This window comes from Pseudomonas sp. GW823-FHT05G12, from assembly GCF_058795575.1.
The window spans coordinates 3,996,651-4,009,859 of record NZ_CM179501.1 but is presented as its reverse complement, the minus strand read 5'-3'; the positions used below and the strand labels follow the sequence as shown (position 1 = coordinate 4,009,859).

Here is a 13,209-nt window from a genome sequence, read left to right as displayed (position 1 = left end):
CGTTTTCGCATCACGCGGTATTACTTGTGCAGCTCTTCTGCCGCATACAGCGTGTTCTCCAGCAGGCACGCCCGGGTCATCGGCCCGACGCCGCCCGGCACCGGTGTGATCCAGCCGGCGCGGGGCAGGGCAGTCTCGTAGACCACGTCGCCGACCAGCTTGCCGTCTTCCTGGCGGTTGATGCCCACGTCGATGACGATGGCGCCTTCCTTGACCCACTCACCCTTGACCAGGCCCGGCTTGCCGGCAGCCACGACCACCAGGTCGGCACGCCCGACGTGGCCGGCCAGGTCCTTGGTGAAGCGGTGGCAGACGGTCACGGTGCAGCCGGCCAGCAGCAGTTCCATGGCCATCGGGCGGCCAACGATGTTGGACGCGCCGACGATCACCGCGTTCATGCCGTACAGGTCCTGGCCGGTGCTTTCCAGCAGGGTCATGATGCCTTTCGGTGTGCACGGGCGCAGCAGTGGAATACGCTGGGCCAGGCGGCCGATGTTGTACGGATGGAAGCCGTCCACATCCTTGTCCGGGCGAATGCGCTCGAGCAGCAAAGAGGCGTCCAGGTGTGCCGGCAGCGGCAGTTGCAGCAGGATGCCGTCGACGGCCGGGTCGTCATTGAGACGGTCGATCAGCTCGGTCAGGGCTTGTTGCGTGGTCTCGCTGGGCAGGTCGAAAGCCTGCGAAATGAAGCCGACCTCTTCGCAGTCCTTGCGCTTGTGCGAGACATAGACTTGGGAGGCGGGGTCGGTGCCGACCAGGATCACTGCCAGGCCCGGCGTACGCAGGCCTTGCTGGCGACGCTCCACGACACGTTGAGCGATCTGCTGGCGCAGGCTGGCGGCGATAGCCTTGCCATCGATTAGGTGTGCAGTCATAGACGCGTGATTAACCATCGAGAAGGAACAATAAAGAACGTGCATTCTCGCACGACATGGGCCAAGGGCAAAGGCGGGTGGTCGGGCAAATCCTCTAACCCCTTAAATAATTTAAATTTTTTCGAAAAAGGTGTTGACGACTTTCGGGGTCGACTATAAGATTCGCCGCACTTGTCGGGCACAGCCTAGCACTGGTTGGCTAAGTCGGGCAGAATGAGTGGTTTAACAGTTCCTTGTTAGCGTCTCGTTCGGTTAGGCTTCAAGCTTAAGCGCCCGTAGCTCAGCTGGATAGAGCATCCGCCTTCTAAGCGGATGGTCGCAGGTTCGAGTCCTGCCGGGTGCGCCATTAGGCAGCTTTGGCAAGCAAGTAGGCTGTAATGCAATATGGTGGGCGTAGCTCAGTTGGTAGAGCGCTGGATTGTGATTCCAGTTGTCGTGGGTTCGATTCCCATCGTCCACCCCATATTTTTCAAGGGCGCCTCGATAGCATCTGGCGCCTTTGTTTTAAGCGTTACGCGGACGTGGTGAAATTGGTAGACACACTGGATTTAGGTTCCAGCGGCGCAAGCTGTAAGAGTTCGAGTCTCTTCGTCCGCACCATGCTTCTGTAAGGTTGTACCGCAAGACCGCAATATGGTGGGCGTAGCTCAGTTGGTAGAGCGCTGGATTGTGATTCCAGTTGTCGTGGGTTCGATTCCCATCGTCCACCCCATATTCCTGAAAGGCGCCTTGATCGTGAGATCGGGCGCCTTTTTGTTTTGGGTCTGCGTAGCGGTGATGAGCCGCGCCCCAGCCAAAACACCTCCTGCCCCTTGTAATCCACTGGTGGCACCCCAATAAAAGCTGTTAGATTTCAGCCGGTTGAAACACCGGCCCGTTTGGCCGGCAAAGGACACCACGATGATTGCAAAAGAAGCCCGTCAGGCCCTGGCGCTGCAGCGCTTTGCCGAAGCCAATCCGCAGTTGCTCGAGGAGATCCGCGAGCTGGATGCGCGTGAGCAGGCCCAGCAAATCGAGTGGGCGTTCGAGGATGCCGCCGAGGAGCAGGGTATTGAGCCTTGGGAGCTGGCGCTGCAATTGATTGCCGAGTCCCCGGAGCAGCTGCAGGCCATGCGCCTGGAAACGCACCGTGAAGTGGCCGAGGCGTTGGGGCTGGAATGGGAGGAATACTGCCAGTTCAACGACATTGATCCTCAATAAAGGAGGCAAATGCGTTGCGGGTAGTTGTTTGACAAAGTATTTCGGCTGCAGGCCGCCCCCGGCGCCGCGCAGCCCCTGTTGGAAGCAGGCCTGGCGCTGTGCCGTGCGGGCCTTGAAAGTTAATCGACCGGCGTTGTTTTCAGTCGTCCCGTGTGGGGTGACTTCTGCTGCGTGACTCACTAGAATGTTTGCCCTTGATTCTGGAGTCGGGCTAACGCCGGCTAACGTCTGTGCAACGAGGAATATCCATGCAAGTTTCTGTTGAAAACACTTCCGCTCTCGAGCGCCGCATGACCATCGCCGTTCCGGCCGAGCGCGTCGAGAACGAAGTCAACAAGCGTCTGCAGCAGACTGCCAAGCGCGCCAAGATTGCGGGCTTCCGTCCTGGTAAAGTACCGATGACCGTGATCCGTCAGCGTTTCGAGGCGGACGCCCGTCAAGAGGCTTTCGGTGACCTGGTCCAGGCCTCCTTCTACGAAGCCATCGTCGAGCAGAAGCTGAACCCGGCTGGCGCCCCGGCTGTAGAGCCCAAGTCCTTCGAAAAGGGCAAGGATCTGGAGTTCGTCGCCATCTTCGAAGTGTTCCCTGAGTTCACTGTTGCGGGCCTCGAGTCGATCAAGGTCGAGCGCCTGAGCGCCGAAGTGGCTGACAGTGACCTGGACAACATGCTGGAAGTGCTGCGCAAGCAGAACACCCGCTTCGAGGCCGTCGAGCGCGCTGCGCAGAACGACGACCAGGTCAACATCGACTTCGTCGGCAAGGTCGACGGTGAAGCGTTTGCCGGTGGTTCGGCCAAGGGCACCCTGCTGGTGCTGGGCTCCGGCCGCATGATCCCAGGCTTCGAAGAAGGTCTGGTAGGCGCCAAGGCTGGCGAAGAGCGCGTTGTCAACGTGACCTTCCCAGAGGACTACCAGAACCTGGACCTGGCTGGCAAAGCCGCTGAGTTCACCATCACCGTCAACAGCGTTTCGGCACCTGTACTGCCAGAACTGAACGAAGAGTTCTTCGCCCAGTTCGGCATCAAGGAATCGACGCTGGAAGGCTTCCGCGCCGAAGTTCGCAAGAACATGGAGCGTGAGCTGCGTCAGGCGATCAAGACCAAGGTCAAGAACCAGGTCATGGACGGTCTGCTGGCCGCCAACCCGATCGAAGTGCCAAAGGCCCTGCTGGAAAACGAAGTCAACCGTCTGCGCGTGCAGGCTGTTCAGCAGTTTGGTGGCAACATCAAGCCTGAGCAGCTGCCAGTCGAGCTGTTCGAAGAGCAAGCCAAGCGCCGCGTCGTGCTGGGTCTGATCGTGGCCGAAGTGGTCAAGCAGTTCGAGCTGAAGCCGGACGACGCCAAGGTTCGCGAGATGATCGAAGAAATGGCGTCGGCTTACCAGGAGCCTGAGCAGGTCATCGCCTGGTACTACAAGAATGACCAGCAACTGAACGAAGTGCGTTCGGTTGTGCTGGAAGAACAAGTTGTAGATACTGTTCTGCAGAAAGCGACTGTGACCGACAAGTCGGTCTCGTACGAAGAAGCCGTTAAACCAGCCGAGGCTCCTGCCGCTGCTGAGTAACGGGCTTCTCTCGTAGGAAACCTCCACAAGCCAGCCTTCGAGCTGGCTTGTGCGTATTCAAGCCATGACTATTTGGGAGTGAGCGCAGGACATGTCCCGCAATTCTTATATTCAGCAGAGCTCTGACATCCAGGCCGCAGGCGGCCTGGTCCCGATGGTTATCGAGCAGTCCGCCCGTGGCGAACGCGCTTACGACATCTACTCGCGCCTGTTGAAGGAGCGTGTGATCTTCCTGGTTGGCCCGGTAGAGGACTACATGGCCAACCTCGTCGTTGCGCAACTGCTGTTCCTTGAGGCGGAAAACCCGGACAAGGATATCCATCTGTACATCAACTCGCCGGGCGGTTCCGTCACCGCCGGCATGTCGATCTACGACACCATGCAGTTCATCAAGCCGGACGTTTCGACCATCTGCATCGGCCAGGCCTGCAGCATGGGCGCCTTCCTGCTGGCGGCAGGTGCCAAGGGCAAGCGTCATTGCCTGCCTAACTCGCGCGTGATGATCCACCAGCCGCTGGGCGGCTTCCAGGGTCAGGCCACCGATATCGAGATCCACGCCCAGGAAATTCTCAATATCAAGGCCCGTCTGAACGAGCTGCTGGCCTATCACACCGGCCAGGACCTCGAGACCATCAAGCGTGACACCGAGCGTGACAACTTCATGAGCGCCTCGCGCGCAGCCGAGTACGGCCTGATCGACTCGGTCTACGACAAGCGGCAACTGGCCTCCTGAACCGGGGGGTCAGAGCAGGTGGGCGTCGAAAGCGCCTACCTGCGGACTTGAAAAAGCCCGCAATTGCCTTCATCTTGTGTTGCAAGCCTACCGGATTGGATCGATCGAATGACTGACACCCGTAACGGCGAGGACAGCGGCAAATTGCTTTATTGCTCCTTCTGCGGCAAAAGCCAGCACGAAGTGCGCAAACTGATTGCCGGGCCCTCGGTATTTATCTGCGACGAGTGCGTCGACCTGTGCAACGACATCATCCGAGAGGAGGTGCAGGAAGCCCAGGCCGAGAGCAGCGCGCACAAATTGCCTTCGCCGAAAGAAATCAGCGGCATCCTTGACCAGTACGTTATTGGTCAGGAGCGCGCAAAGAAGGTGCTGGCCGTAGCGGTGTACAACCACTACAAGCGCCTGAACCAGCGTGACAAGAAGGGTGACGAAGTCGAACTGGGCAAGAGCAACATCCTGCTTATCGGGCCGACCGGCTCGGGCAAGACCCTGCTCGCCGAAACCCTGGCACGCCTGTTGAACGTACCGTTCACCATTGCTGACGCCACCACCCTGACCGAAGCCGGTTATGTGGGTGAGGACGTCGAGAACATCATCCAGAAGCTGTTGCAGAAGTGCGACTACGACGTGGAAAAGGCCCAGATGGGCATTGTCTACATCGACGAAATTGACAAGATTTCGCGCAAGTCCGACAACCCGTCCATTACCCGTGATGTTTCCGGTGAGGGCGTGCAGCAGGCGCTGCTGAAACTGATCGAGGGCACCGTGGCCTCGGTTCCGCCGCAGGGCGGCCGCAAGCACCCGCAACAGGAATTCCTGCAGGTTGATACCCGCAACATCCTGTTCATCTGCGGTGGTGCGTTCTCGGGCCTGGAAAAGGTCATCCAGAACCGTTCCACCAAAGGTGGCATCGGTTTTGGTGCCGAAGTGCGCAGCAAGGAAGAGGGCAAGAAGGTTGGCGAGTCCCTGCGTGAGGTCGAGCCGGACGATCTGGTCAAGTTTGGCCTGATTCCGGAATTCGTCGGCCGTCTGCCGGTACTGGCTACCCTTGACGAGCTGGATGAGGCTGCGTTGATGCAGATCCTCACCGAGCCGAAGAATGCCCTGACCAAGCAGTATGCCAAGCTGTTCGAGATGGAAAGCGTCGACCTCGAGTTCCGCAGCGATGCGCTCAAGGCCGTTGCACGCAAGGCCCTGGAGCGCAAGACTGGCGCTCGTGGCCTGCGCTCGATCCTCGAAGGCGTGCTGCTCGATACCATGTATGAGATTCCTTCGAAAAAGGATGTCAGCAAGGTGGTTATCGACGAGAGCGTCATCGAGGGCACCTCGCAGCCGCTGATGATCTACGAAAACAGCGAACCGCAAGCCAAGGCCGCGCCAGACGCCTGATTCAGGCAATGGCCGGTTCTCGGTTGCAAGCAAGAGGGGGCCTACGGGCCCCTTTCTGCTTTTCCTGTACAAGCGCTTGTAATTTCCCAAGCGTGCCCCCACATTAGGTCCAAGCATCATTTCCACCGGTTTCCGGCCATAAGGCCGCTGTAGAGGCGAAATCATGAAGACCACCCTCGACTTGCCTCTTTTGCCATTGCGCGATGTCGTTGTTTACCCGCACATGGTTATCCCGCTGTTCGTGGGGCGCGAAAAGTCCATCGAAGCCCTCGAGGCGGCGATGACGGGCGAAAAGCAGATCCTTCTGCTGGCCCAGAAGAATCCAGCCGACGACGATCCGGGCGAGGACGCCCTGTACCGTGTCGGTACCGTTGCCACCGTGCTGCAACTGCTGAAGCTGCCTGATGGCACCGTCAAGGTGCTGGTCGAAGGCGAGCAGCGTGGTGCGGTCGAGCGCTTCTCCGAAGTTGATGGGCACATCCGTGCCGAAGTCTCCCTGATCGACGAAACCGACACTGCCGAGCGCGAGTCGGAAGTGTTCGTGCGCACGCTGCTGTCGCAGTTCGAACAGTACGTTCAGCTGGGCAAGAAGGTGCCTGCCGAAGTGCTTTCTTCGCTGAACAGCATCGACGAGCCAGGGCGCCTGGTCGACACCATGGCCGCGCACATGGCCCTGAAGATCGAGCAGAAGCAGGAAATTCTTGAAATCGTCGACTTGACTACCCGTGTCGAGCACGTGCTGGCACTGCTGGATGCCGAAATCGACCTCCTGCAGGTCGAAAAGCGCATTCGCGGCCGGGTCAAGAAGCAGATGGAGCGCAGCCAGCGCGAGTACTACCTGAATGAGCAGATGAAGGCCATTCAGAAAGAACTTGGCGATGGTGACGAAGGCCACAATGAAGTCGAAGAGCTGAAGAAGCGCATCGAAGCCGCAGGTCTCCCTAAGGATGCCTTGGCCAAGGCTCAGGCGGAGCTGAACAAGCTCAAGCAAATGTCTCCGATGTCGGCCGAAGCTACCGTGGTGCGCTCGTACCTCGACTGGTTGGTGCAGGTGCCGTGGAAGGCTCAGAGCAAGGTGCGTCTGGACCTGGCCAAGGCCGAGGAAATCCTCGATGCCGACCACTATGGCCTGGAAGAGGTCAAGGAACGCATCCTCGAGTACCTTGCCGTGCAGAAGCGCGTCAAGAAGATCCGCGGTCCGGTGCTGTGCCTGGTCGGGCCACCCGGCGTCGGCAAGACCTCGCTGGCCGAGTCGATCGCTGCCGCCACCAACCGCAAGTTCGTGCGCATGGCCCTGGGTGGCGTGCGTGACGAGGCCGAGATCCGTGGCCACCGCCGTACCTACATCGGCTCCATGCCGGGTCGCCTGATCCAGAAGATGACCAAGGTGGGTGTGCGCAACCCGTTGTTCCTGCTCGACGAAATCGACAAGATGGGCAGCGACATGCGCGGCGACCCAGCCTCGGCACTGCTGGAAGTGCTCGACCCTGAGCAGAACCACAACTTCAACGACCACTACCTGGAGGTCGACTACGACCTCTCGGACGTGATGTTCCTGTGCACCTCGAACTCGATGAACATCCCGCCGGCGCTGCTGGACCGGATGGAAGTCATCCGTCTGCCTGGCTACACCGAGGACGAAAAGATCAACATCGCGGTCAAGTACCTGGTGCCCAAGCAGGTCAAGGCCAACGGCTTGAAGAAAGAAGAGCTGGAAGTCGACGTCTCGGCGATTCGCGACATCATCCGCTACTACACCCGTGAAGCCGGTGTGCGGGGTCTGGAGCGGCAAATTGCCAAGGTCTGCCGCAAGGTGGTCAAGGAACATACCGGGCAGAAGCAGGTCAAGGTCAAGGTGGCCAGCGAGCAGCTGGAGCACCTGCTGGGCGTGCGCAAGTTCCGCTATGGCCTGGCCGAGCAGCAGGACCAGATCGGCCAGGTAACCGGCCTGGCCTGGACCCAGGTGGGCGGCGAGTTGCTGACCATCGAGGCCGTGGTCATCCCCGGCAAGGGCCAGTTGATCAAGACCGGCTCGCTGGGCGATGTCATGGTCGAGTCGATTACCGCCGCGCAGACCGTGGTGCGCAGCCGCGCCCGCAGCCTGGGGATTGCCGCCGACTTCCACGAGAAGCATGACGTGCACATCCACATGCCTGAAGGCGCCACGCCGAAGGACGGCCCGAGTGCCGGTATCGGAATGTGCACCGCACTGGTGTCGGCGCTGACGCAGATTCCGGTACGTGCCGATGTGGCCATGACCGGCGAAATCACCTTGCGTGGCCAGGTATTGGCCATTGGCGGGCTGAAGGAAAAACTGCTGGCGGCACACCGTGGCGGGATCAAGACGGTGATCATTCCCGAGGAAAATGTTCGCGATCTCAAGGAGATTCCTGAAAATATCAAACAGGATCTTCAGATCAAACCGGTCAAATGGATTGACGAAGTCCTGCAAATTGCGCTGCAATACGCCCCGGAGCCCTTGCCAGATGTGGCTCCGGAGATTGTCGCGAAAGACGAGAAGCGCGACGGCGATGCTAAGGAAAGAATCAGCACGCATTAGTAGTTTTTGGCTGGGGGGCTTTCCTTGACAGTATTTTCGGCGCCTTGCTATAAAGCGGCACGTTATTGTCGCCATGCCTCCCAGCACACGTTTCATAAGCTTTTCATTACATACTTAGAAACAAACTCAATAGAGATAAGGGGACTTAGAGTGAACAAGTCGGAACTGATTGACGCTATCGCCGCATCTGCAGACATCCCGAAAGCTGTAGCCGGCCGTGCGCTGGACGCAGTCATCGAATCCGTCACCGGCGCCCTGAAGCAAGGTGACGATGTGGTACTGGTTGGCTTTGGTACCTTCTCGGTCAAGGAGCGCGCCGAGCGTACTGGCCGCAACCCGCAAACCGGCAAGGCAATCAAGATCGAAGCCGCCAAGGTTCCAGGTTTCAAGGCCGGCAAAGGCCTGAAAGACGCCGTCAACTAAGTCGTCTTTCAGCCGGACCCGGCCTGGCCTGGTCCGAGCACGGTGATGGCGGGGCGCAAACGTTCCCGCCTGACACGTTTGCTAAGAAAAGGCGCATCCTCGGATGCGCCTTTCTTTTATCAGGATTCTACCCACGCTCCGCGGTTGTCGACGCAGTGGTACAGCCGTTTCTGGGGGACGCATGCTGCAAAATATCAGGGACAATTCACAAGGTTGGATTGCCAAGACCATCATCGGCCTTATCGTCGTGTTGATGGCATTGACCGGTTTCGAAGCCATTTTCCAGGCCGCCACTCATAGCCAGGACGCCGCCAAGGTGAACGGCCAGACCATCAGCCAGAACGAACTGAGCCAGGCGGCCGACATGCAGCGCCGTCAACTGATGCAACAGTTGGGCAAGGATTTCGACCCGGCGCTGCTGGATGACAAGTTGCTGCGTGAGGAGGCACTCAAGGGGCTGATCAGCCGCAAGCTGCTGCTGCAAGGTGCTGAGGATGCCAAGTTCGCATTCTCCGAGGCCGCGCTGGATCAGGTGATCCTGCAGACCCCTGAGTTCCAGGTGGACGGCAAGTTCAGCGCTGAGCGTTTCGACCAGGTGATCCGCCAGATGGGCTACGGTCGCATGCAGTTCCGCGAGATGCTCGGCGAGGAAATGCTCATCGGCCAACTGCGCACCGGCCTGGCCGGCAGCAGCTTCGTCACCGATCAACAGGTCGATGCCTTCGCTCGCCTGGAGAAGCAGACCCGCGACTTCGCCTCCCTGACGTTCAAGGCCGACCCGGCCGCAGTCAAGGTCAGCGACGAAGAGGTCAAGGCGCACTACGACCAGCACGCCAAGGAGTTCATGTCGCCTGACCAGGTAGTGATCGACTACATCGAGCTGAAGAAGTCGGCGTTCTTCGATCAGGTCAAAGTGACCGACGAAGAGCTCAAGGCCCAGTACGAGAAGGAAATCGCCAACCTGGCCGAGCAGCGCCATGCCGCGCACATCCTCATCGAGGTCAACGACAAGGTCACCGACGCCCAGGCCAAGGCCCGCGCCGAAGAGATCGAGCAGCGTCTGGCCAAGGGTGAGGACTTTGCCGCTTTGGCCAAGGAGTTCTCTCAGGACCCAGGCTCCGCCAACACCGGTGGTGACCTTGGCTTTGCCGGCCCGGGCGTATACGACCCGGCCTTCGAAGAGGCGCTGTACAAGCTGCAGGATGGGCAGGTATCTGCACCGGTGCGCACCGAGTTTGGCTACCATCTGATCAAGCTGCTGGGCGTCCAGGCGCCAGAGGTACCGAGCTTCGCCAGCCTGAAGGACAAACTGACCCGCGATCTGAAGATGCCGCTGGTCGAGCAGCGTTATGTCGACGCCAGCAAGCAACTGCAGGATGCTGCCTACGAGGCTTCCGACCTGGCCCAGCCGGCCCAGGACCTGAACCTCAAGGTGCACACCTCCGCCGCCTTCGGCCGCGAGGGCGGTGAAGGCATTACCGCCAACCGTGCGGTGGTGCAGGCTGCGTTCTCTGAAGAAGTGCTGGATGAGGGTGCCAACAGCACCGCCATCGAGCTCGACCCTGAGACCACCGTGGTGCTGCGCGTCAAGGAACACCGCAAGCCAGAGCAACTGCCGCTGGACGCTGTGGCCAAGAATATCAGGGAGCACCTGGCCAAAGAGAAGGCGACTGCCGAACTCAAGGCCAAGGCAGACAAGCTGATTGCCGGCCTGCGTGACGGTTCCATCGCAGCAGGCAGCGTGCACGAAGGCCAAGGCTGGAAAGCCTATGAAGCCGTCACCCGTGGTGAGGACGGTATTGACCCGGCCGAACTGCAGGCACTGTTCCGTCTGGGCAAGCCGCAAGCCAAGGACAAGCCAGTGTATGGCAGCGTCGTGCTGCGTGACGGTAGCCTGGTGGTGTTGCAGCTCAAGGGCGTGAACGAAGGCGCTGCCGCCACCGACGAAGAGAAGCAGCAGATTCGCCGCTACCTCGCGTCACGTGCTGGCCAGCAGGACTTTGCCGCTTACCGCAAGCAGCTGGAAGCCAATGCAGACATCACCCGTTACTAAGGTGTTCGTTGCATGAAGAAACAGGCCGCCTCGTGCGGCCTGCTTCGTTTTCGCCAGCCGCGAGCACGGTCATTGTCGAAGGTCACAGCGCCTTCAGGGGTGGCGCCAACCAGGTGCTACCGCTTCACCCCTTCATAACTGTCCAGCGTATCGCGTGCAATCTCTCGCCCCAGGGCGATGAGCTCCGGCGCCTTGTAGAACTCGAAAAACCGGCACACCCGCTTGGGTACGTTGATCAGCACATCCGGTGGATAGCCGGCAATCTTGTACTGTGCCAGCGAAGTCTGCATGACCTCGAAGCTCTGGTTGATCAAGTCCAGGAGTGAGGCCGGCCCCACGTTGTCGATGATGAAAGAACCGGTGGCAGACTTCGGCGCGCCCTCGCGCTCCGGGGCCGCTGCCGGTTGCTGGCTTTCCGGGTCGGCGCTGTCGGCAAGCCACGGGCTTGGCGGTGCCAGCCCCTCGGCGACGATCTCCTTTTCGATGCGGATCAGCTCTTCCGCCGGTTTGCGCCGGAATGGCAAGCGTGAACCCAGCGAGCTCAACAAGGCGTCAAAGCGCATCTTGAACGCCGCCGGGCGCTCGATCACCGGCAACTGGTACTGCTTCTGGTTGGTGGCGTTTAGGTTTACCGCGATGATCAGGTCGCAATGGCTGGACACCACCGGCACGATTGGCAGCGGGTTGAGGATGCCACCGTCGACCAGCATGCGGTTGCCTTGCATCACCGGCGTGAACAGGCTGGGAATGGCCGCCGAGGCGCGCATGGCCTGATGCAGGCAACCTTCCTGGAACCAGATTTCCTGCTGGTTGGTAAGGTCGGCGGCCACTGCGGTGTAGGGTATGCGCAGTTGCTCGATGTTTATCTCGCCGACGATCTTGCGGATCTGCCCGAACACCTTGTCGCCGCGAATCGCACCGAGGCGAAAGCTGACGTCGACCAGGCGCAGCACATCGAGGTAGTCGAGGCTTTCGATCCAGTTGCGATAGTCGTCGAGCTTGCCGGCGGCATAGATACCGCCAATCACCGCGCCCATGGAACACCCCGCGACGCAGGCTATGTCGTAGCCGCGGCGCTCGATTTCCTCGATCACGCCGATGTGCGCATACCCTCGGGCTCCGCCCGATCCCAGTACCAGTGCCACACGTTTACTCATGAACATTCCCCGGCCAGTGCCATCATGGTCCTACAATGCACCCATCGCTGCCTGTGCTTCAATGTAGATCGTGCTGAGCTACTGTAATAAAACTGGCCAGGCAAAGCCGGCTGGGCATGGCACTTTCCAGCTGTCGGAGCGTCGAACAGCCACCGTTTTTCCATAGAGGTATTACTGATGAAAGCCTGGATTTGCCTTCCACTGATTGCCCTGGCCCTTGCTGGCTGCGCGGGCAAGACGGCCTACCGTGACAGCTGCGCGACCCAGCTGGATGCCGCCTGGAAGGAGCTGGACCTGGCCAAGGCCGAAGGCTTCGCCGGTGCCGTAAGTTATTCCAAGGCCTTGTCATTGCTGACCGGGGCCAAGACCCAGCAGCAGTTCGAAGGCTACGAAAGCTGTACCCGCAAAGCCGAAAAGGCGCGGTTCTACATTCGTGAATCTCGCGCCGGGCGCTGAACAGGGAGCATCGTATGTCTGCCATGCTCGACCATGTCGTTGCCCAGATACTGACCTTGCAGGTGCGCTTGCTGGCCTGTCGTGAACGCCTGGCTGCCAATACCGACAGTGAGGCCTTGCACGACTTGCGTACCACCTTGCGGCGCCTGCGCAGTCTGCTGAGGCCGCTGCGTGGGCTGCCTGGCGTGGAACAGCTGGAGGATGCTGCACGTTCGCTGGGGACCCTTACCACGCCGCTGCGTGATCGCGAGGTGCTGGCGGCCGAGCTGATCGGGCGCGGTCACACAGCAGCCGGGCAGCGGCGTCTGGAGGGGCGTGACAGGACCTTCGCCAGTGTCGCTGCCAGCCCACAGCTGGCCAGGGTATTGGCGATTCTCGACGCCTTTCCATTGTTCCTGCGGGCGGCGGGCCGGGAGGGGCTGGTCAAGTCGCTAAGCAAACGTATAGACAAGCGCTTGGTCAAGCAGTGGCGCAAGTTGCACAAAGCGTTGCAGGACCCTGCTCACGATCGCCACCGCCTGCGTTTGCTGATCAAGCGTGCACGCTATGGCGATGAGGCCTACCCGCAACTCGATCACGCTGGGAAGAAACTGCAACGTCTGCTGAAAAAGGCACAGGGCAGCCTGGGTGATTGGCACGACCGCCTGCAATGGCTGCTGCAAGCGCGCGACCATGCCGACCTGCTCCCCTGCAAGGCTGATTGGGAGCAGGAGCTGCATGGGGCGGAGCGCCAGTCGGATGTGACGCTGGACGCCCTGCAAGAGGCGCTGGCGCGGCGTTATCACGGAAAATGACCGA

General features: G+C 60.1%; 11 protein-coding genes and 4 tRNA genes. 13 read left to right on the top strand and 2 right to left on the bottom strand.

Going from position 1 to position 13,209, the window contains the following annotated elements:
- Window positions 1-20 precede the first annotated feature (20 nt).
- Window positions 21-875 carry a bifunctional methylenetetrahydrofolate dehydrogenase/methenyltetrahydrofolate cyclohydrolase FolD gene (folD, locus tag AC3RCM_RS18340; protein WP_003250234.1) on the bottom strand — a complete coding sequence of 285 codons (855 nt, stop codon included), beginning with the start codon at window positions 873-875 and terminating at the stop codon, window positions 21-23.
- 269 nt (window positions 876-1,144) lie between these two features.
- On the opposite strand from folD, the gene AC3RCM_RS18335 reads away from it, so the two are divergent.
- The 11 genes from AC3RCM_RS18335 (at window position 1,145) to AC3RCM_RS18285 (ending at window position 10,798) form a co-directional block, all read left to right on the top strand.
- A tRNA-Arg gene (locus AC3RCM_RS18335) sits at window positions 1,145-1,221 on the top strand.
- Window positions 1,222-1,262: 41 nt separating this feature from the next.
- Window positions 1,263-1,338, top strand: a tRNA-His gene (locus AC3RCM_RS18330).
- A 52-nt stretch (window positions 1,339-1,390) separates the two neighbouring features.
- A tRNA-Leu gene (locus tag AC3RCM_RS18325) sits at window positions 1,391-1,475 on the top strand.
- A gap of 36 nt (window positions 1,476-1,511) precedes the next feature.
- A tRNA-His gene (locus tag AC3RCM_RS18320) sits at window positions 1,512-1,587 on the top strand.
- 188 nt (window positions 1,588-1,775) lie between these two features.
- The gene (locus AC3RCM_RS18315) at window positions 1,776-2,075 is read left to right on the top strand and encodes a DUF6388 family protein (protein WP_003250236.1); all 300 of its coding nucleotides are present in this window, start codon (window positions 1,776-1,778) and stop codon (window positions 2,073-2,075) included.
- 248 nt (window positions 2,076-2,323) lie between these two features.
- Window positions 2,324-3,637, top strand: a complete 1,314-nt coding sequence (gene tig / locus AC3RCM_RS18310; protein ID WP_014753846.1) for a trigger factor — start codon at window positions 2,324-2,326, stop codon at window positions 3,635-3,637.
- Between the two features lie 91 nt (window positions 3,638-3,728).
- Window positions 3,729-4,370, top strand: a complete 642-nt coding sequence (gene clpP, locus AC3RCM_RS18305; protein WP_003259400.1) for an ATP-dependent Clp endopeptidase proteolytic subunit ClpP — start codon at window positions 3,729-3,731, stop codon at window positions 4,368-4,370.
- Between the two features lie 108 nt (window positions 4,371-4,478).
- A complete protein-coding gene (clpX, locus tag AC3RCM_RS18300; RefSeq protein WP_003250242.1) occupies window positions 4,479-5,762 on the top strand; it encodes an ATP-dependent Clp protease ATP-binding subunit ClpX in 1,284 nt (427 codons plus the stop codon).
- Between the two features lie 163 nt (window positions 5,763-5,925).
- Window positions 5,926-8,322 carry an endopeptidase La gene (lon, locus tag AC3RCM_RS18295; RefSeq protein ID WP_014591679.1) on the top strand — a complete coding sequence of 799 codons (2,397 nt, stop codon included), beginning with the start codon at window positions 5,926-5,928 and terminating at the stop codon, window positions 8,320-8,322.
- A gap of 150 nt (window positions 8,323-8,472) precedes the next feature.
- Entirely contained in the window at window positions 8,473-8,745 is a 273-nt protein-coding gene (gene hupB / locus AC3RCM_RS18290) for a nucleoid-associated protein HU-beta (protein WP_003250246.1), read from the top strand.
- A gap of 181 nt (window positions 8,746-8,926) precedes the next feature.
- Window positions 8,927-10,798: a SurA N-terminal domain-containing protein gene (locus tag AC3RCM_RS18285; protein WP_019438678.1), complete on the top strand. Its 1,872-nt coding sequence runs from the start codon at window positions 8,927-8,929 to the stop codon at window positions 10,796-10,798.
- 116 nt (window positions 10,799-10,914) lie between these two features.
- Here AC3RCM_RS18285 and AC3RCM_RS18280 read toward each other — a convergent pair whose 3' ends face one another.
- Entirely contained in the window at window positions 10,915-11,955 is a 1,041-nt protein-coding gene (locus tag AC3RCM_RS18280; protein ID WP_026031953.1) for a patatin-like phospholipase family protein, read from the bottom strand.
- 177 nt (window positions 11,956-12,132) lie between these two features.
- On the opposite strand from AC3RCM_RS18280, the gene AC3RCM_RS18275 reads away from it, so the two are divergent.
- The gene (locus AC3RCM_RS18275) at window positions 12,133-12,411 is read left to right on the top strand and encodes a lipoprotein (protein WP_003250254.1); all 279 of its coding nucleotides are present in this window, start codon (window positions 12,133-12,135) and stop codon (window positions 12,409-12,411) included.
- Window positions 12,412-12,425: 14 nt separating this feature from the next.
- On the top strand, window positions 12,426-13,205 hold the full coding sequence (locus AC3RCM_RS18270; protein WP_336088547.1) for a CHAD domain-containing protein: 780 nt from the start codon (window positions 12,426-12,428) through the stop codon (window positions 13,203-13,205).
- The last annotated feature ends 4 nt before the right edge of the window (window positions 13,206-13,209 follow it).